The organism is Rhizobium sp. AG207R, assembly GCF_027109195.1.
Taxonomy (GTDB): Bacteria; Pseudomonadota; Alphaproteobacteria; order Rhizobiales; family Rhizobiaceae; genus Rhizobium; species Rhizobium dioscoreae.
Genome location: NZ_JAEPVT010000012.1, coordinates 63876 through 82447, shown reverse-complemented (window position 1 = coordinate 82447; position 18572 = coordinate 63876). Strand labels below are relative to the sequence as shown.

Here is an 18572-nt window from a genome sequence, read left to right as displayed (position 1 = left end):
GTGGATGCGGTGTTTTCCGCACCAACATCAGCTTCGTCGTCGTCACCTTCTTCGCCGTCCGCATCCTCAGCGACACTGGCCGCTGAGCCTGCCTCGGAAGCCTGAGCGGCTTGGGTATCGTTGCCACGGCCGCGGCGCCGGCGGCGACGCTTGCGCTTGCGGTTGCCGTCATTGCCTTCGGAGCGAGCCGATGGCTGCTGCTCGGTGCTCGCAGCTTTTTCTTCCAGCTCTTCGTCTTCCTCCTCGTCCGTTTCGATGACGATATCGTCGTCATCGTCGTCCGGGATGGCTGCGAAGTTGAACAGGCTTTCGATCTTCACCGGATTGGCGACCGGCTCACCGCGGTCGATCGCGAAATGCTGTGTGCCGACGGCATTGTCGGCATCGATGACGATCGCGACGCCGAAGCGGCTTTCATAGTCGATGATCGTCTGCCGCTTGTGGTTGAGCAGATAGAGCGCAATGTCCGGCGTCGTGCGCACGGTGATGTCGTGCGTCGTGTTCTTGAGCAGATATTCCTCGATGCCGCGCAGGACATGCAGGGCAACGGAAGACTGCGAGCGCACGTGACCGGTGCCGCCGCAATGCGAGCAGATCTGCGTCGTGCTTTCCAGAACCGAGGCCCGGATGCGCTGGCGCGACATTTCCAGAAGACCGAAATGCGAGATGCGGCCGACCTGAATGCGGGCGCGATCGTTCTTCAGGCATTCCTTCAGCTTCTTCTCGACCGCGCGGTTGTTGCGCTTCTCTTCCATGTCGATGAAGTCGATGACGATCAGGCCGGCAAGGTCGCGCAGGCGCAGCTGGCGCGCGATTTCCTCGGCGGCTTCAAGGTTCGTCTGGAGCGCGGTGTCCTCGATCGAATGTTCCCTGGTCGAACGGCCGGAGTTGACGTCGATCGAGACCAGCGCCTCCGTCTGGTTCATGATCAGATAGCCGCCAGAACGCAATGTCACCTGCGGCTGCAGCATGCGGTCCAGTTGTGCCTCGATGCCGGAGCGCGAGAAGATCGGATGGATGTCGCGATAGGGCTGAACCACCTTGGCGTGGCTCGGCATCAGCATCTTCATGAAGTCTTTCGCTTCACGATAGCCTTCTTCGCCGGCAACGATGATCTCGCCGATATCCTTGTTGTAGAGGTCGCGGATCGAGCGCTTGATCAGGCTGCCTTCTTCGTAGACGAGGCACGGCGCAGTCGAAGCCAGCGTCAGCGTGCGGACGTTTTCCCAAAGGCGCATCAGATATTCGAAATCGCGCTTGACCTCGACCTTGGTGCGGTTGGCACCGGCAGTACGCAGGATGACGCCCATGCCCTGCGGCACTTCGAGCATCTTGGCGATTTCCTTCAGGCGCTTGCGGTCCTGCGGATTGGTGATCTTGCGGGAGATACCGCCGCCGCGTGCCGTGTTCGGCATAAGAACCGAATAACGGCCTGCGAGCGAGAGATAGGTGGTCAGCGCCGCACCCTTGTTGCCGCGCTCTTCCTTGGCCACCTGCACCAGCAGGATCTGGCGGCGCTTGATGACTTCCTGGATGCGGTATTGCTTGCGCGGCTTGCGCTGGGCGCGATCGGGAACTTCTTCCATCGCGTCTTCGGCGCCGACGGATTCGATCACTTCCTCTTCGTGGTCATGATCGTCATCATCATCGTCGTCATCGTGGCGGCGCTTGGAGGTCGTGACGTCTTCTGAGATAGAATCGGTTTCGACCATTGCAGCCATTTCGCCGGACGGTCCTTCCTCTTCCTCGCTCGGCGCATCGACGGCAGCCGTTGCTTCGGGAGCTGGCGTCTCTTCGGCGGGCGCGTCCGCTACTGCCTTCTTGCGGCTGCGGCGCGGCTTTGCCTTCTTGGCCGGAGCTGCTTCTTCGGCGGCCGCGGCTGCCTCTGCGGCAGGGGCCTCTTCGCCGATCGCAGCCGGCACCTCGGCTTCTTCGCCTTCCTTCGCCACGATGCCGATATCGGGCTGTTCCTGCTGCGAAAGATCGAGCGCTGTCTCGACATGCTCGACATCATCGTCGCGGCGATGCTCCTCGGCCTCGGCCTTCAGCAGCGCCTGACGATCGGCGAGCGGGATCTGGTAGTAATCGGGATGGATTTCGGCAAAGGCCAGAAAGCCGTGCCGGTTGCCGCCGTAGTCAACGAAGGCGGCCTGAAGCGAAGGTTCTACCCGCGTTACTTTTGCAAGATAGATGTTGCCGCGAATTTGCTTCTTGTGCTGTGACTCGAAGTCAAACTCTTCTATGCGGTTCCCGCGAACGACAACGACGCGCGTCTCTTCCTCGTGAGACGCATCGATAAGCATTTTGTCTGCCATGAAAGCTGTGCTCCTCGGCGCAGACAACCGGATGGGGGCCTGCCTGTCGCTGGGACAGGCCGGATATGATCCGCAATTGTTGCACCGGATAATGAAAGTCGCGATTGGTTCGGCGATGACAGCATCCAGACGGCAGCCGGGGCATCATTTCCCTGGGGTCTGTTCACTTTCTGAAAAAGCTGCTGCGGTAACATCCGTAACCAAGCGAGATCGACTATGCCTTAGACCCAAAAGGGTCCGATGAATGTGCTCTCTAAAGAGCGTTTGGTGGCTCTCCACCGATGAATTTCCCGTTTGAAGCCGGAAATTCAGATATCCACTGTTTCGAGCAAAAGTACTGCAGACGGCGGATGAATGCCGCTTATTGGCGCCTGGTACTCGAGGCGGCTGCCTTTGCGACGACTCTATCCCGTCAACACTTCTACCCTAATATGCGTTGTATGTTTTATCTGTCACAATAGCAAGGGAAAAGCCAAGTATGCCATAATATTGATGGATTCGTCGGATGATGAGGACGCGGGAGGGTGTCTGGTCGATTCGTCTCCCGGCGCATCATCGATGCGGCCATCAGGTCAAACCTGGTTCCCGTTATTGGGACTTCAAAAACAACGTCGAAACCAATATGGGGCGCGTTGGTCACTTGGTAAAGGGATTGCGGCATGTGGCGGAGAGTGGCGTGAGGGCTTTGCGATTTGCGACAGCGGCCTTCGCTCTGGTGATTCTGGGTTCGGTTTCGACATTTGCGCCCGCCGCGGCGGCGGATGATTCCGTGCTCGCCTATGGTGCCCGCATTGCCGGTGATGATGCCCGCACACGTATCGTCATCGACATGGACCGCGCTCCCACCTTCACGGTTCATTATCTTGACAATCCCGTCCGCATCGTCGTCGATCTTCCGGCGACCGCATTCGGCTTTCCGACCGCCAATCTCAAGCCGACCGGCCTCTTCAAGGATATTCGCTACGGCACGATGGATGCGGACAGCGCCCGCATCGTGCTGACGGCAAAGAAACCAGTAAAGCTGGTCACGGCCAAGGTTCAGGCTGATGAAAGCGGCAAGGGGCAGCGCCTCGTGCTGGATGCCGAGATGCTGCCGGCGGAACAATTCGCAGAACTGGTGAAGAAGCAGAACTGGACGAGCGACGATACCGCCAAGGATGTCGGTCCGGTCGAGCCGGCGCAGAGGGCCGATCCGAATGTGTTCCTCGTTGCCGTCGATGCCGGTCATGGTGGTATCGACGCAGGCGCAACCGGTACGGATGGCGTCACGCAGGAAAAGGATATCACGCTCGCATTTGCGAAGATGTTTGCCGACAAGCTGAACGCGCAGCCTGGGATCAAGGCCTTCCTGACGCGCGACAAGGATCAGTATCTATCCCTGTCCGAACGCGTGACGATCGCCCGCCAGAATCGCGCCTCGCTCTTCATCTCGCTGCATGCCGATACGCTGAAGCAGAAGGATATTCGCGGCGCGACCGTCTATACCATCTCGGACAAGGCGTCCGATCGGCTCGCCAGCGAAGTAGCCGATCGTGAAAACAATTCCGATCAGATCGCCGGCGCCGAGGCTCAGACGCAGCCGGCCGCCGTCAACGACATTCTGATGGATCTGACGCGCCGCGAGACACAGGCCTTCTCCATTTCACTGGCGCAGGACGTATTGTCCTCGTTCAACGGTCAGATCGCCATGATCAACAATCCGCATCGCCATGCCGGCTTCCAGGTTCTGACGGCGCCGGACGTGCCCTCGATCCTGCTTGAACTCGGCTTTCTCTCCAACAAGGAGGACGAAAAGCTGTTGCTCGATGCCGACTGGCGGCAGAAGGTCGCCGACCGGCTGACGGAAGCGGTGAAGCAGTATCGCGTATCGATTATCGCAAATGGCGGCTGACGGCTCCGAAGGGGCGATCTGCCGTGGCTTCCATGTAACAGCGATGTACTTTAGAACTGGATGAAATTGGAATGCTGGCGTCGGGCCCTATTTTGCTCACATTCCCGCCGTTACAGCGAAGTATCATTTGCTCGCGTATGAAGCACGGCTTTGTCCCATTGCCGTCTTGCATTCACGCCGCGAGCGTGCAAAACGCCCGTGATTATGCGATGATCTCGCGCACGTGCAGCATGAAGAACAAGCACCGGTAGTATCAGATGATCAGACTGATTGGATATTTCTTTGGCCTGGGCTGCCTCCTGTTTCTGGGTGCTGCGGCTGCGGCGGCCATCTATCTGAGCGTGGTCTCGAAGGAACTGCCCGATTATGAGGTGCTTGCCAAATACGCGCCGCCGGTAACGACCCGCATTCACGCCGGCAACGGCGCGCTGATGAAGGAATATTCGCGCGAGAACCGGCTTTTCGTGCCGATCCAGGCCATTCCCGATCGCGTCAAGGCGGCCTTCCTTTCGGCCGAAGACAAGAATTTCTACAACCATCCCGGCGTCGATGTCGGCGGCCTTATCCGCGCCGTGGCCGTGAATCTGCAGAATATTGGGTCCGGCCGCCGCTTCGTCGGTGCGTCCACCATCACGCAGCAGGTTGCCAAGAACTTCCTGCTGTCCGCCGACCAGACGTTTGACCGTAAGATCAAGGAAGCGATTCTCTCCTTCCGCATCGAGCAGGCCTACAGCAAGGACAAGATCCTCGAGCTCTACCTGAACGAGATCTATTTCGGCCTCAATTCCTACGGTATCGCTGGTGCCGCGCTCACCTATTTCGACAAATCGGTCAACGAGCTGACCATCGCTGAATCGGCCTATCTGGCCTCGCTTCCGAAAGGCCCGTCAAACTACAATCCGTTCCGCCGTGCCGAAGCAGCGCTCACCCGCCGCAACTGGGTGATCGACCGCATGGTCGAGAATGGCTATGTCAGCCAGAGCGACGGCGAAGAAGCGAAGAAGCAGCCGCTCGGCGTCGTGCCACCAAAGAGCGGCCCTTCGCTGTTTGCATCCGACTATTTTGCCGAGGAAGTTCGCCGCCAGCTGATCGACCAATATGGCGAAAAGACCCTATACGAAGGTGGCCTTTCCGTTCGCACGTCCCTCGACCCGCAGATGCAGCTCGAAGCCCGCAAGGCGCTGCAGGATGGTCTGGTCGATTATGACGAGCGCCGCGGCTATCGCGGCCCAATCAAGCAGATTGCCACTTCGCAGGATTGGGGTGCGGAGCTCGCCAAGGTTCCAAGCCTGAGCGATGTGCCGGAATGGCAGGTCGCCGTCGTTCTTTCCGTATCGGATCAGGGTGTCGATATCGGGCTGCAGCCGCGCGTCGATGCCGCAGGCAAGGTATCGACGGAGCGGACGCGCGGTACGATCGCTCCCGCCGACATGCGCTGGGCCTATCGCTCGGCCGGCGGCAAATCGGTCAAATCGCCAAGCGGCGTTTTGAGCCCCGGCGACGTAATTTACGTGCAGAAGAGCGGCAATGCCGATTCGAGCAGCTATCGCCTGCGTCAGCCGCCGAAGGTGCAGGGCGGTCTTGTTGCCATGGACCCGCATACCGGCCGCGTGCTCGCCATGGTCGGCGGCTTCTCCTATGCGCAATCGGAATTCAATCGCGCCACGCAGGCTAAGCGCCAGCCGGGTTCGTCCTTCAAGCCCTTCGTCTACGCGGCCGCCATGGACAACGGCTATACGCCGGCCTCCGTCATTCTGGACGATCCGCTGCAGATCACGCTCAGCAATGGCGATGTCTGGAAGCCGACGAATTACGAAGGCGAGGGCGGTGGCGTCCATACGCTTCGTTTCGCGATCGAACATTCGCGCAACCTGATGACGGTGCGTCTCGCTTCCGACATGGGCATGCCGCTGGTTGCCGAATATGCCGAGCGCTTCGGCATCTACGATCATATGAACCCGGTACTGGCCATGTCGCTCGGCGCCGGCGAAACGACGGTGCTGCGCATGGTTTCGGCCTATTCGGTCATCGCCAACGGCGGAAAGCAGATCAAGCCGACGCTCATCGACCGTATTCAGGACCGCTACGGCAAGACCATCTTCAGGCATGAGGAACGCGTCTGCGACAATTGCAACGTCAGCGCCTGGCAGAATCAGGACGAGCCGGTCATCGCCGACAATCGCGAACAGGTGCTCGATCCGATGACGGCCTATCAGGTCACGTCGATGATGCAAGGCGTCATCATCCGTGGTACGGCGGCCGGCAAGATCAAGCTCAACACTGACGTCGCCGGCAAGACCGGCACCACCAACGATGAGAAGGATGCCTGGTTCGTCGGCTACACGCCGAGCCTCGTCGCCGGCCTTTATATCGGCTACGACACGCCGGCCACGCTCGGCCGCGGCGGCACGGGTGGGGCGCTTGCCGCTCCGATCTTCAACGAATTCATGCAGGCCGCCACGAAGGATGAGGCGCCGGAGAAGTTCCAGGTTCCGGCCGGCATGACGATGGTTGCGGTCAACCGCGCGACCGGCATGGCCGCGCAGCCCGGCGAGCCGAATGCCATCATGGAAGCCTTCAAGCCCGGCACCGGCCCAGCCACCAGCCTGCAGGTCATTGGCGGCGGCGATGCGGCGGCTCAGGTGGCGCCCGAGGAAATCCTCAGGACCTCGCCGCAGGCGAACCAGGCGGTCACCTCCGGATCCGGCGGTCTCTTCTGATCCGATCCTATTTGTCTGATCGACATGCCGCGGGGCTTTACACCAGCGGCATGTATATCTATGTCACCAGCACTCTTTGAATTGGATGACCGCTTGTCTTGAGCGGTGAACTGAAGAAGTGGGATTATGCGAGCCGAAATCGAGAAAGTAGTTGATGAAACCAAGCAGGCTATCACCCTGCTGAGGAGGCATCTTTGACTGGGACCAGGCGATAAGACGACTGGACTGGTTGAATAATAAGTCAGAGGATCCGACCCTCTGGAACGATGCTGCCGAGGCGCAGAAGCTGATGCGCGAGCGCCAGCAGCTTGACGATGGCATCAGCGGCGTGCGCGCGCTGGAACAGCAGCTTGCCGACAATGTCGAGCTGATCGAGCTTGGCGAACAAGAAGGTGACGCTGATGTCGTTCGCGAGGCTGAAGAAGCGCTCAAGGGCTTGAAGGCGGAGGCCGCACGCCGGCAGGTGGAAGCCATGCTTTCGGGCGAGGCCGACGGCAACGATACCTACCTCGAAGTCCACTCCGGCGCCGGCGGCACCGAGAGCCAGGACTGGGCGAACATGCTTCTGCGCATGTACACCCGCTGGGCCGAGCGCCAGCGCTTTAAGGTGGAGCTGCTGGAAGTCCATGACGGCGAAGAAGCCGGCATCAAGTCCGCAACTCTGCTCGTCAAGGGCCACAATGCCTATGGCTGGCTGAAGACCGAATCGGGCGTGCATCGTCTCGTGCGCATTTCGCCCTACGACAGCAATGCGCGTCGTCACACCTCATTCTCGTCGATCTGGGTCTACCCGGTCGTCGACGATTCGATCCAGATCGAGATCAACGAAAGCGATTGCCGTATCGATACCTATCGCTCGTCAGGCGCCGGCGGCCAGCACGTCAACACGACCGATTCGGCCGTCCGCATCACGCATATCCCGACGGGGATCGTCGTGCAGTGCCAGCAGGAGCGTTCGCAGCACAAGAACCGCGCCAAGGCGTGGGACATGCTGCGCGCCCGTATGTACGAGGCCGAATTAATGAAGCGGGAAGAGGCCGCCAATGCCGAAGCCGCCTCCAAGACGGACATTGGCTGGGGTCACCAGATCCGCTCCTATGTCCTGCAGCCTTACCAGTTGGTGAAGGATCTGCGCACCGGCGTTTCCAGCACGGCGCCGAGCGACGTTCTGGACGGTGATCTCAACGAGTTCATGGAAGCAGCCCTTGCGCATCGCATCAGCGGTGCTGCCGATGCCGTCATCGACGACGTCGAATAAGGTCGCATTCGTTCACGCATGAAAAAAGCCCCGTCTCCGGGGCTTTTTTCATGGTACATCCTGCCTGGCTGCCTCTGCCCTCCTGGGCTTGGCGCAGATGTCTCGCTCAGTCCGAGAATTGTTCCGCCAGGATCCTATCGGACCAAGACCTGTCCGGATCGGACAGAATGCGGGCCGTCGTATCTTCGCTCTGGCGGATCTGAATGCCGAGGACCGACTTGACTTCGGTATTGTCAGCGGCGGCGTTGACCGGACGCTTCTCCGCTTCGAGCACGGTGATGTCGACCGTCACCTTGTTCGGAAGCAGCGCGCCGCGCCAGCGGCGGGGACGGAAAGCGCTGACGGGCGTCATGGCAAGCAGCGGCGCTTCCAGCGGCAAGATGGGGCCGTGCGCGGAAAGATTGTAAGCGGTGGAGCCAGCCGGCGTCGTCACCATCAGCCCGTCGCAGATCAGTTCCGGCAGGCGGACCCGCCCATCGATCTCCACCTTTAGCTTTGCCGTCTGATAGGACTGACGAAACAGTGAGACTTCATTGATGGCGAGCGCGACACAGGAGCTGCCATCTGCATTGCGCGTCGTCATCTGCAGGGGGTGAAATGCGTTTTCGACAGCTGCTTCGATGCGCTCGGCCAAGCCATCCGTGCGGTAGTCGTTCATCAGGAAGCCGATGGAGCCGCGATTCATGCCATAGACGCGTTTGCCGGTGTTCATCGTCTTATGCAGCGTCTGCAGCATGAAGCCATCGCCGCCGAGAGCCACGACAATATCCGCATTTTCCTGCGGTGCCTGGCCGTAGAGGCGAATAAGCTCCTCCTGCGCCGCTTGGGCCTCTGGCGCGGTGGAGGCGAGAAAACAAACGGATTGAAGATTGCGCGGCATGCAATGTCCTCTGAATAGCGATTCTTCGTAATGTTATTCCCCTGCCGCGACAAGACGTTTCGCTCGAACTGGTGAATCGGTCGATCCCCAGCTTTAACGTGGATCGGCCGATTTTCCCTTTACAGGATTTCAAAGTCTGTTATTTGGCATGCCCATACGCCCTTGTAGCTCAGTTGGTAGAGCACCTGATTTGTAATCAGGGGGTCGCGGGTTCGAACCCTGCCGGGGGCACCATTTTTTCCTGAATATCGTCGATCGTTTCATCTCCGGTATGGAAAACCGGCGGCAACGACATAATATCTCTTTGCTAACGGGCTCCGAACGCTCGTCACAGTCATCCATCCCATATTCGTGTGCCTGGAACCATATGCCGAGCAAGCCCAAGAAGCCTAAACTCGAACACTCCGAGCTTTCGGGTGAATTCACCGACGATGGCGTGACTGTCCTGGTCGATATCTTTCGCCCGGCCGGCACCAATGCCGACTGGCGGATGGAGGTCATCACGCCGGAGGAAGACCTGATCGAATGGGAAGAGCCCTTCGCGACCGACCGCGAGGCATTCGACGAGTTCCTGGCGACGATTGCGCGCGACGGTATCCGGTCGTTCTTCGACGAAGCGGACCCTATGGTTCACTGAACCTACCGATAGGTCCTGGCGAGCGCATCAAATCGTCCCCCGATTCTTCATGCATCCATTCGCCTGCCTGCTCGGGATTGTAGACGCATTTACAACGTCGGAAATCGGCATACACTTCATCCATCTGTGGTGGGGAGGATACGTTTATGCGCGAGATATCGCGGCATGTCGTCTTGGGATTGCCGCTTGTCATGATCACGGCGTTCACAGGCGCATCAGCGTTGGCTGGTGAAAACTGCTACTGTAAAAATGCGGATGGAAAGCAGCATGCAGTCGGCGAGGTCGCCTGTATGACCGTCGGAGGGCGGAGCTACCTCGCGCAATGCGAGATGAACCTCAATGTCACCTCCTGGGCGAAGCTGCAGGATGGCTGCCCCGTTACCGAGAGGGTGCTTTGGCGCCAATCGGTCTGGCACCCGGCGCCGATGATCGTACGATGAGCATTACGCGCTTGATTTGGCGCTCGCGGTGAGCGTGCTTAGATATGCTTCAGCCGGCTTATTTGCGGACCAGCAGCAGCGGCTCGCCTTCCTCTTCCTCGGACTTCTGAAAACTGCCGTCGGGCTTCATATCAAAAGAGAGCGAGGAGCCATCGCTGCCCAGCATGACAAGTCCGAACCCTTCTGTCGCCCAAAGGGAAAGCTTGAGGTCGCCGACTTCGCCGGCGCAGTTGCCGTTCGATGACATCTTGGCCGTGCCGTCCTGATCCTTTTCGGTGGTGAGCGTGATATCGCAGACGGGCTTGCCGTCCGGCGTCTGGATGCGCCAGGCGCCGGCAAGGCTTTCGGTGGTCGGCACGTGATCGACATCGCCGAGCGCCGGCAGCAGCCACATCCGATCGCCGCCTTCGCTTTCCCATGGCGAGCCTTCCTCCTGCTGGAAGCGCATGAGGGACCTGCCTCCACCATCCGCGATCGCCAGCGACCCGTCATCGGTGAAATTCCAGATCTTGGCTGCGGCGAGCGTGGGAAGTGGCGTCGCGCAGGCGTCCGCCCCCGTAACCTCGTAGCCGCCAGACACGGTATTCGTGCCGAAGGTAAGGCGGCAGCCCTTGGCGCCGTTTTCCGGCGCAACCAGCCAGACGCCGGCTTGCGCCTGGATCATTTCGTCATCGGCGGCGCGTGCCGGCTGGATCATTGTCAAGGCAAGGGCGGCGGCAATCGCCGCAGGACCAAAAAGACGGATCAAAGCAATTCTCCCAACGTGCTGCGGCCGCCAAAGGCGCCACTATGATTTGAGATAGGACCGCGTCGCATATAGCGCGATCGCGGCTGCATTCGAGACATTCAGCGACTTGATGGCGCCTGGCATATCGAGCCGAGCGAGCGCATTCACCGTTTCCCGCGTTTTCTGGCGCAGGCCCTTGCCCTCGGAGCCGAGCACGAGGGCGATCTTGTCGCCGCTAAAGGTGCCTTCCAACGGAGCCGGACCTTCCGAATCGAGCCCGATGGTCGTGAAGCCGAGACGATGCAGTTCTTCGAGCGCATCGGCGAGATTGGTGATCTGTATATAAGGTATGAGTTCCAGCGCGCCCGAGGCCGATTTTGCCATTACACCTGATTCGGTCGGGCTGTGGCGCTGCGTGGTGATCACCGCACCCGCATCGAAAGCGACGGCTGAACGCATGATCGCGCCGACATTGTGCGGGTCCGTCACCTGATCGAGGACGAGGAGCAACGGGCTATCCTTCAACGCCTCGAGCCGGCGCACGGGCAGGGGGCGCGTTTCCAGCATGACGCCCTGATGGATCGCCTCGGGGCCAAGCACCTTGTCGATATCCTGCGGCGAGACGATCTCGACTGGGATGCCGAGTTGATCGGCCGGGCCGACTTCCAGCCGTACCAGCGCATTCTGGGTGGCCGACAGCTTGACGTTCTTGCGCTGTGGGTTGGTCAGCGCCGCGCGAACCGTATGCAGGCCATAGAGAAAGACCTGGTCGGGCGCGAGCGCCGGCGGCTTCCAATCGTCAGCGCCGGCCTTCTTGCGCTTCTGCGGCGTCGGCGTCGGTATCTCGCCACGCTCGCGCTTAGCATCGCGATGCGCGCGGCGCAGCGTTGCATAATGAGTGTCCTTGGCCGAGCGATCGCCGGCGGTGCTGTCTTGGCCCTGACGGCCGGATGATTTGTCTTTGCTCATGCGGCTTTATAACCAGCGCCTTCCTGAGCGCCTAGCCTCTTTCAGTGCCGGGCTTTTCCCACAGGCTGAAATTTTTTCGTCATTTTTGGCAATTCCTTGTGTTGACAGACGGAAATCGTCCGGTCATATACGCGGCGCAGATGACGGCGGCGACGCCAACGTCTAGCAAGCTTGGTCGCAAGATCCAGTCGGAAAACTGGAGGGATGCCCGAGTGGTTAAAGGGGACGGACTGTAAATCCGTTGGCTCAGCCTACGTTGGTTCAAATCCAACTCCCTCCACCATTCCGAGCCGGATCTTGGCCATCCCGCGGGTATAGCTCAATGGTAGAGCAGCAGCCTTCCAAGCTGAATACGCGGGTTCGATTCCCGCTACCCGCTCCAAGATTTTCAAATCGTTGCTTGCTGATTGTCTCCCCTCGAGGTTGAGCGAGCCTGTTGTTTGCCTCCCGGTTACCCCTCGTGCAAACGCGCCTTTCATTTCCATACTCGCTCTGGTGCAGTCTTTGCATATTTGACATGAAGGGTTGCTTATATTCGCGCGAGCGATACATATTGCTCGGGCAACCGAAACGGGAGAGCGAAAATGGGTATCTTCGACAAGATCAAGGGTGCAATCTGGGGTGAGGCGGAGGCTGCAGAGGCTGCTCCTGCACCGACGACGACAACTGCAACTGACAATCCGGCGCCTGCGCCGACGCCGGCTCCTTCAGCGACGACGGCAGCAACGTCGCCGGCGACCAGTGCTCCGGCCGCTCCAGTGGATATCGCCTCGATCCTCGATGCCGCCGTCAAGAAGAGCGGACAGAAGCTGGACTGGAAACATTCCATCGTCGACCTGATGAAGGCACTCGGCATGGATGCGAGCCTTTCCGAGCGCAAGGAATTGGCGCAGGAGCTTGGCTATACCGGCGATACGGGTGATTCCGCCAAGATGAACATGTTCCTCCACAAGGCTCTTCTGAAGAAGCTCGCGGACAATGGCGGCAAGGTACCGGCCGATCTTCTCGATTGATTGTCTTTAGTCCGGCGGTTGGCAATGCGCTCGCCGCCGGATAGCATGCCAAATCAACCATGATTGCGTCCGATAGTTGCGCGCTCCCGCCGATGGGCGAGGGCGCGTTTTGCTGTGCAGTGGCCAGATCTCCGAGGCTCTAAGGCGGAACATCTGGAATTCCTCCCCAGCGTTCCTATCTAAGCGCTTGAACCGGCAAATGCTTTTACATCTTTCCGGATCGGCCGGCGAACCTTGCGCGGCGAAGGAATGCCGAGCGCTGCGGATCATCCGCCATCGGCCGGACTTTGCCGGGAATAGGGCCTGCAATTAAGTCTTGCGCAAACGCAACGAAAGCCTTAAACGGCGGCACTAAACCGGTTCGCCGGGGTCACTCATTACGTTCACAGGAAGCATTCAAATGGCAAAGAGTAAGTTTGAGCGCAATAAGCCGCACGTTAACATCGGGACGATCGGTCACGTTGACCACGGCAAGACGTCGTTGACGGCAGCGATCACGAAGTACTTCGGCGAGTTCAAGGCGTATGACCAAATCGACGCGGCTCCGGAAGAGAAGGCTCGTGGCATCACGATCTCGACGGCCCACGTTGAATACGAGACGCCGAACCGTCACTATGCGCACGTTGACTGCCCCGGCCACGCCGACTACGTGAAGAACATGATCACGGGTGCCGCCCAGATGGACGGCGCGATCCTGGTTTGCTCTGCTGCTGACGGCCCGATGCCGCAGACGCGCGAGCACATCCTGCTCGCCCGCCAGGTTGGCGTTCCGGCGATCGTCGTGTTCCTGAACAAGGTCGACCAGGTTGACGACGCCGAACTTCTTGAGCTCGTCGAGCTCGAAGTTCGCGAACTTCTGTCGTCCTACGACTTCCCGGGCGACGACATCCCGGTTGTCAAGGGTTCGGCGCTTGCTGCTCTTGAAGATTCGGACAAGAAGATCGGCGAAGACGCGATCCGCGAGCTGATGGCTCAGGTTGACGCCTACATCCCGACGCCTGAGCGTCCGATCGACCAGCCATTCCTGATGCCGATCGAAGACGTGTTCTCGATCTCGGGCCGTGGTACGGTTGTGACGGGCCGCGTCGAGCGTGGCGTGATCAAGGTTGGCGAAGAAGTCGAGATCGTTGGCATTCGTCCGACGTCGAAGACGACGGTTACCGGCGTTGAAATGTTCCGCAAGCTGCTCGACCAGGGTCAGGCCGGCGACAACATCGGTGCGCTGATCCGTGGTGTGAACCGTGACGGCGTCGAGCGTGGTCAGATCCTGTGCAAGCCGGGTTCTGTCAAGCCGCACAAGAAGTTCAAGGCCGAAGCCTACATCCTGACGAAGGAAGAAGGCGGCCGTCATACGCCGTTCTTCACGAACTACCGTCCGCAGTTCTACTTCCGTACGACTGACGTGACCGGCATCGTGACGCTTCCGGAAGGCACGGAAATGGTTATGCCGGGCGACAACGTCACGGTTGACGTCGAGCTGATCGTTCCGATCGCGATGGAAGAAAAGCTTCGCTTCGCGATCCGCGAAGGCGGCCGTACCGTCGGCGCAGGCATCGTCGCCTCCATCGTCGAGTAATCCCAGGATTATTCCTTTATTAAGAAGGCCCCGCTGGAAACAGCGGGGCCTTTTTGCATTGGGAGATGGTGCATGAGCCTGATCATTCTGACCGGCGCCTCCGGTTCGGGAAAGACTGCTATCGCGCAGGCAATAGCCAGGGACCACGCGCGAAGGTTAGCCGTCTATCATTTCGACAGCATCGGCGTACCGTCGCTTGATGCTATGGTCAGGGATCATGGTTCGCCCGAGGCCTGGCAGCGCGACAAGACCATCGAATGGCTGGAACGGCTTGTGCCGCAAGCGCAGAAGGGCAGGGGCGTTCTTTTCGAGGGGCAGATGCGCCCATCCTTCGTTATCGAAGCTGCAGCGGCTGCCAGGGCCGATGACTATCGCCTCATATTGATCGATTGCGATGATGCAACGAGGACACATCGCTTGTCCGCTGAGAGAGGCCAGCCGGAACTTGCCGATGCGAACATGATGAATTGGGCCGCTTATCTGCGCCGCGAGGCCCAAGCATCCGGTCTTGAGATTCTCGATACGAGCCATCTTTCGCTCAGGCAGAGTGTGGATAATGTGCTGAGGCACCTGCTCGATTAGTCGGAGGATATTGTCACCCGCCGGCGATATTTTTCGTTGATCCGAAATTCGGCCTTCGCGCGGCGCACGATATCGGCAACGAAATCGCTTTTGCCGCCGGTGTAGTGGTCCCAGTCGTCATTGGCCTCGTCAGCCAGACGCCGTTTCAAAGTCGCATAATCGGCCGCACGTTCGGGATGGGTGCGCAAATAATCGCGAAACAGAAGGCGCTCCCGATGGGCCTCGTTATCAGGCAGACAAAGATAAAGTCGCGTGCCGTAAGGCATCTCATCCCTAGTGAAAGCCCATCGGCCGGCTCTGAGAAGATCGCCATGAAAGCGATATCCGTCTTCTTTCAAACGCTCCGTCGCGTCGAGTCTGTCCTCTTCCGAGAAAAGGACCGCATCGATATCGAGTTTCGGTTTGGCGCATAGTCCGGCGATGGCAGTACTGCCGATATGATGGAACGTGGCGGGATGGCCAAGCAGCAGGCCAATTGCCCTGCTTTTGTCTTCGAAGAGAAAGGGCCATTGCGGATCATATTCGACAAGCGTGATCGGCCGCATCCCACTCATCTCCTTTCGTCGTTTTCGCCACGCGGCATATGCTTTACCGAGTCGTCCCGTTTATTTTGCGAGGAAAGCGTCAGCTCACCAAGCCGTGTCTTGCGAAACGGAGGCAAGGGCCTATTTATCGCTCGATTTTATCTGGAGGAGATTTCATGAAGAAACGTATTTTGTTCACGGGCGGCAGCGGCAAGGCTGGACGTCACGCGGTTCCTTGGCTGGTCAATGCCGGCTATGAGGTCCACAATGTCGATCTCGTGCCGCTGAACAGCCCCGGCGTCACCAACTTGCAGGCCGATGTCACCGATGCGGGACAGGTCTATAATGTCCTGACGATGCATCGTGATTTTCCCGATCTCGATCAGGGCAAGGGTGTGCAGCCTTTCGATGCCGTCGTGCATTTCGCCGCCATTCCGCGCATCCTGATCAAGCCGGACAACGAGACCTTCCGCATCAATACGATGAGCACCTACAATGTCATCGAGGCGGCCGCGAAGCTCGGCGTGAAGAAGATCATTATCGCCTCCAGCGAGACGACCTATGGCGTCTGTTTCGCCGAAGGCCATCGCGACTTCCATCAGTTCCCGCTGGAGGAGGATTATGATGTCAATCCGATGGATTCCTATGGTCTGTCCAAGGTCGTAAACGAGAAGACGGCTCGGGCTTTCGCCGAGCGTTTCGGCATCGACATCTACGCGCTGCGCATCGGCAACGTCATCGAGCCGCACGAATATGAGCGCTTCCCCGAGTTTTTCGCCAATAGCGAAATCCGCAAGCGCATTGCCTGGAGCTATATCGACGCCCGTGACCTCGGCCAGATCGTCCATCTCTGCATCGAGAAGAACGGCCTCGGTTTCCAGGTGTTCAACGCCGCCAACGACACGGTTTCGGCCAATACGCCATCGCGCGAGCTCGCCGCAAAGCACTATCCCAACGTTCCCTTCACGCGCGAGATCGGCGAATATGAGGGCCTCCTGTCCAACCGCAAGATCCGCGAGGTTCTGGGCTTCAAGGAAGAGCACGACTGGCGCAAATATGTGAAGGTCTGAGGGCGCGCAGCCCATGCGATCGGCCGGGCGTTTTGTGTTGGCGCCCGGCAAAGGCATCGATCTAGGGGAGGGTGCCTCTCCATTTGTTACGCAACAAAACCAAAAATGCTTCCCCAAACACTCGACAAATACAGCCGTTTATTTAAGTAGGGTTGCGTTCGCGAAGCATCTCCTAGAGATTGCAGCGCATGGTTCGGTATATCCGCGCGCCTGTTTCGAACCAGCGCCCTCCGGCTGATGGGCCTTGAGGGTGAGCAGCGTGCGATTTGCGTCGCGACGAAAGATAATAGCCGGCTGGCCTGCAGGCGCTTAGCCGTTTCGGAGGTATCATGAAGGATAATGTTGCACGTATTTTCGTCGGGTTCGATTCCAAGGAGGTCGTGGCCTATCACGTCCTGACCCAGAGCATCATCGAGCGCTCGTCTATTCCGGTGGTCTTCTCGCCGATCGTGCTCAACAATCTCGAGGGCATCTTCACCCGCGAGCGCAATCCGCTGCAGTCGACAGAATTTTCCTTCTCGCGCTTTCTCGTGCCTTACCTCAGCGATTACCAGGGCTGGAGCATCTTCATGGACTGCGACATGCTCGCCCGCGCCGATATCGCCGAGCTTTGGGCGCTGCGTGACGATCGTTATGCCGCCATGTGCGTCAAGCACGACTACCAGCCAAAGATCGAAACCAAGTTCCTCGGCCAGACGCAGACGAAGTATGAAAAGAAGAACTGGTCCAGCATGATCCTGTTCAACAACGCCAAGTGCACGGCGTTGACGAAGGATTTCGTCAATACGGCGACGGGCCTTCAGCTTCATCAGTTCAAGTGGCTGGAGAACGACGATCAGATCGGTGAGGTGCCGGTCGTCTGGAACTATCTCGTCAATGAATACGACTATCGCGAAGATGCCAAGCTCGTGCACTTCACCGATGGCGGCCCGTATTTCGACGAATACCGCAACGACGACTACGCCGAAGAATGGTTCGCCATGCGCGACCGCATGCTGCACGTCCAGCAGAAGTGAGCGATTTGGATCATAAGACGACCGGAAATATTGAGGTCGGCATACCGGCCGCGGGTTCCGCGGCTGGTTTGAGCAGCACCGACGAATGGCGGACCATATTGATGGGGTTTTCCCATATCGTCCTGGTCGCCAATAGCGATGCGGTCGATATCTCAAGCCTGCAGGCGCAGTTTCCTGAGACTGCGCTCTTCGTCTTCTTCAACAAGGTCTACAAGGTTCTGGATCGCCCGTTCCATGGGCATTCACTGCTGATCTCTCGTGGCCAGCCGCGTGGCGCCAACATCGTCTATCGCGGCGAAGTGGGCGAGGTGGTCAAGTTCTTTCCGAAGGAATATTTCCTCGGCATCATGAATATCCGCCTCGGTGCGGAAGAGAAGCTCAATCCCGCCGCCGATTTTCAGGGGGCGCCGACTGGCCATCTCGATCTCGTCGGCTTCTGCTCCGATTTCTATACGGAGGGCAAGACGCCGACGAGCGGCTTTGCCATGGCTCTGTGGCTCAGCGATCTGAAATTGCCCGGCAAGATCGTACTTGCCGGCTTCTCGGCCCGGCGCAGTCAGAAGTGGAGGGTGGTTTCCGCCCACGATTGGAGTTTCGAGCAGACCTTCCTGCGCTTGTTTGCCCGGCTGGGAAAGATCACCATCCATGGTGGGGTTGCACTGAACCCCTATATCAGCCTTGCTCAGCGCTTCACGGAGGTGCCTCCGGACGAGATTGCCTTGGCCGCCGCCGAGGTTTTGTCTGAGCGGCTCGGAAATACCGACGCCGAAATAGACAAGCTGATCTCCCTGACCAATGTGATTCGCTCTGCGGATAATTTTATGCGTCGCCTCAGGCCGAAATTTCTCAAGCGCAAGCCGAAAGGTTCTCCCGGAGAGCAATGAGGGCGAGGGGGCATCCTTTCTGCAGCATTTGCCGCGGCTTTGCACGTCCGGCAGATCTGTCCGATTGGGC

General features: G+C 59.1%; 15 protein-coding genes, 3 tRNA genes and 1 pseudogene. 14 read left to right on the top strand and 5 right to left on the bottom strand.

What is annotated here, in order from left to right; all coding sequences use genetic code 11:
- Positions 1-79: 79 nt before the first annotated feature.
- Positions 80-2315 (bottom strand): annotated as a pseudogene (locus tag JJQ51_RS26055) (Rne/Rng family ribonuclease); the annotation flags it as partial.
- A 640-nt stretch (positions 2316-2955) separates the two neighbouring features.
- On the opposite strand from JJQ51_RS26055, the gene JJQ51_RS26050 reads away from it, so the two are divergent.
- From JJQ51_RS26050 to prfB, 3 genes are all read left to right on the top strand, one after another.
- The gene (locus JJQ51_RS26050) at positions 2956-4206 is read left to right on the top strand and encodes an N-acetylmuramoyl-L-alanine amidase (protein WP_371864930.1); all 1251 of its coding nucleotides are present in this window, start codon (positions 2956-2958) and stop codon (positions 4204-4206) included.
- A 257-nt stretch (positions 4207-4463) separates the two neighbouring features.
- Positions 4464-6926, top strand: a complete 2463-nt coding sequence (locus tag JJQ51_RS26045; RefSeq protein ID WP_113328935.1) for a penicillin-binding protein 1A — start codon at positions 4464-4466, stop codon at positions 6924-6926.
- A 126-nt stretch (positions 6927-7052) separates the two neighbouring features.
- Positions 7053-8184 (top strand): peptide chain release factor 2 gene (gene prfB, locus JJQ51_RS26040; RefSeq protein ID WP_269245487.1). Its coding sequence is split into 2 segments (ribosomal slippage): positions 7053-7121 and positions 7123-8184, totalling 1131 coding nucleotides; the frame shifts between segments, so codons are not numbered across the junction.
- 106 nt (positions 8185-8290) lie between these two features.
- Here prfB and JJQ51_RS26035 read toward each other — a convergent pair.
- The gene (locus JJQ51_RS26035; RefSeq protein ID WP_113351540.1) at positions 8291-9064 is read right to left on the bottom strand and encodes an NAD kinase; all 774 of its coding nucleotides are present in this window, start codon (positions 9062-9064) and stop codon (positions 8291-8293) included.
- A 158-nt stretch (positions 9065-9222) separates the two neighbouring features.
- On the opposite strand from JJQ51_RS26035, the gene JJQ51_RS26030 reads away from it, so the two are divergent.
- The 3 genes from JJQ51_RS26030 (at position 9223) to JJQ51_RS26020 (ending at position 10141) form a co-directional block, all read left to right on the top strand.
- Positions 9223-9298: transfer RNA gene (locus tag JJQ51_RS26030), tRNA-Thr, on the top strand.
- 133 nt (positions 9299-9431) lie between these two features.
- Positions 9432-9701: a hypothetical protein gene (locus tag JJQ51_RS26025; RefSeq protein WP_069614918.1), complete on the top strand. Its 270-nt coding sequence runs from the start codon at positions 9432-9434 to the stop codon at positions 9699-9701.
- Between the two features lie 146 nt (positions 9702-9847).
- Complete coding sequence (locus tag JJQ51_RS26020; RefSeq protein WP_113351539.1) at positions 9848-10141, top strand: hypothetical protein; 294 nt, start codon at positions 9848-9850, stop codon at positions 10139-10141.
- Positions 10142-10199: 58 nt separating this feature from the next.
- On the opposite strand, the gene JJQ51_RS26015 is transcribed toward JJQ51_RS26020, so the two are convergent.
- Both JJQ51_RS26015 and rlmB read right to left on the bottom strand, forming a co-directional pair.
- Positions 10200-10889, bottom strand: coding sequence for an AprI/Inh family metalloprotease inhibitor (locus JJQ51_RS26015; RefSeq protein WP_113351538.1), 690 nt, complete (start codon positions 10887-10889; stop codon positions 10200-10202).
- 39 nt (positions 10890-10928) lie between these two features.
- Entirely contained in the window at positions 10929-11837 is a 909-nt protein-coding gene (rlmB, locus tag JJQ51_RS26010) for a 23S rRNA (guanosine(2251)-2'-O)-methyltransferase RlmB (protein WP_113351537.1), read from the bottom strand.
- 198 nt (positions 11838-12035) lie between these two features.
- On the opposite strand from rlmB, the gene JJQ51_RS26005 reads away from it, so the two are divergent.
- The 5 genes from JJQ51_RS26005 (at position 12036) to JJQ51_RS25985 (ending at position 15008) form a co-directional block, all read left to right on the top strand.
- A tRNA-Tyr gene (locus tag JJQ51_RS26005) sits at positions 12036-12120 on the top strand.
- Positions 12121-12145: 25 nt separating this feature from the next.
- A tRNA-Gly gene (locus JJQ51_RS26000) sits at positions 12146-12219 on the top strand.
- 202 nt (positions 12220-12421) lie between these two features.
- Entirely contained in the window at positions 12422-12850 is a 429-nt protein-coding gene (locus JJQ51_RS25995) for a DUF3597 domain-containing protein (RefSeq protein WP_145631329.1), read from the top strand.
- Positions 12851-13250: 400 nt separating this feature from the next.
- On the top strand, positions 13251-14426 hold the full coding sequence (gene tuf / locus JJQ51_RS25990) for an elongation factor Tu (protein ID WP_095434658.1): 1176 nt from the start codon (positions 13251-13253) through the stop codon (positions 14424-14426).
- Between the two features lie 72 nt (positions 14427-14498).
- Positions 14499-15008 (top strand): AAA family ATPase, encoded by a 510-nt coding sequence (locus tag JJQ51_RS25985; protein ID WP_113353740.1) that lies wholly within the window; start codon positions 14499-14501, stop codon positions 15006-15008.
- Here JJQ51_RS25985 and JJQ51_RS25980 read toward each other — a convergent pair.
- Positions 15005-15553 (bottom strand): GrpB family protein, encoded by a 549-nt coding sequence (locus tag JJQ51_RS25980; RefSeq protein WP_113333946.1) that lies wholly within the window; start codon positions 15551-15553, stop codon positions 15005-15007. The two genes, JJQ51_RS25985 and JJQ51_RS25980, sit on opposite strands and share 4 nt — an antisense overlap.
- A 155-nt stretch (positions 15554-15708) precedes the next feature.
- Here JJQ51_RS25980 and JJQ51_RS25975 point away from each other — a divergent pair, with 155 nt between their 5' ends.
- The 3 genes from JJQ51_RS25975 (at position 15709) to JJQ51_RS25965 (ending at position 18502) form a co-directional block, all read left to right on the top strand.
- On the top strand, positions 15709-16602 hold the full coding sequence (locus JJQ51_RS25975) for an NAD-dependent epimerase/dehydratase family protein (protein WP_113333947.1): 894 nt from the start codon (positions 15709-15711) through the stop codon (positions 16600-16602).
- 329 nt (positions 16603-16931) lie between these two features.
- Entirely contained in the window at positions 16932-17618 is a 687-nt protein-coding gene (locus tag JJQ51_RS25970) for a glycosyltransferase (protein ID WP_069614840.1), read from the top strand.
- Between the two features lie 5 nt (positions 17619-17623).
- On the top strand, positions 17624-18502 hold the full coding sequence (locus tag JJQ51_RS25965; protein WP_173002540.1) for a 3-deoxy-manno-octulosonate cytidylyltransferase: 879 nt from the start codon (positions 17624-17626) through the stop codon (positions 18500-18502).
- Positions 18503-18572 lie beyond the last annotated feature (70 nt).

Coding starts and splice junctions, on each gene's coding strand:
- JJQ51_RS25975 (WP_113333947.1), top strand. CDS start 15,709: ATGAAGAAACGTATTTTGTTCACGGGCGGCAGCGGCAAGGCTGGACGT.
- JJQ51_RS26025 (WP_069614918.1), top strand. CDS start 9,432: ATGCCGAGCAAGCCCAAGAAGCCTAAACTCGAACACTCCGAGCTTTCG.
- JJQ51_RS25980 (WP_113333946.1), bottom strand. CDS start 15,553: ATGCGGCCGATCACGCTTGTCGAATATGATCCGCAATGGCCCTTTCTC.
- JJQ51_RS26045 (WP_113328935.1), top strand. CDS start 4,464: ATGATCAGACTGATTGGATATTTCTTTGGCCTGGGCTGCCTCCTGTTT.
- JJQ51_RS26020 (WP_113351539.1), top strand. CDS start 9,848: ATGCGCGAGATATCGCGGCATGTCGTCTTGGGATTGCCGCTTGTCATG.
- tuf (WP_095434658.1), top strand. CDS start 13,251: ATGGCAAAGAGTAAGTTTGAGCGCAATAAGCCGCACGTTAACATCGGG.
- JJQ51_RS25995 (WP_145631329.1), top strand. CDS start 12,422: ATGGGTATCTTCGACAAGATCAAGGGTGCAATCTGGGGTGAGGCGGAG.
- JJQ51_RS26035 (WP_113351540.1), bottom strand. CDS start 9,064: ATGCCGCGCAATCTTCAATCCGTTTGTTTTCTCGCCTCCACCGCGCCA.
- rlmB (WP_113351537.1), bottom strand. CDS start 11,837: ATGAGCAAAGACAAATCATCCGGCCGTCAGGGCCAAGACAGCACCGCC.
- JJQ51_RS25985 (WP_113353740.1), top strand. CDS start 14,499: ATGAGCCTGATCATTCTGACCGGCGCCTCCGGTTCGGGAAAGACTGCT.
- JJQ51_RS25970 (WP_069614840.1), top strand. CDS start 16,932: ATGAAGGATAATGTTGCACGTATTTTCGTCGGGTTCGATTCCAAGGAG.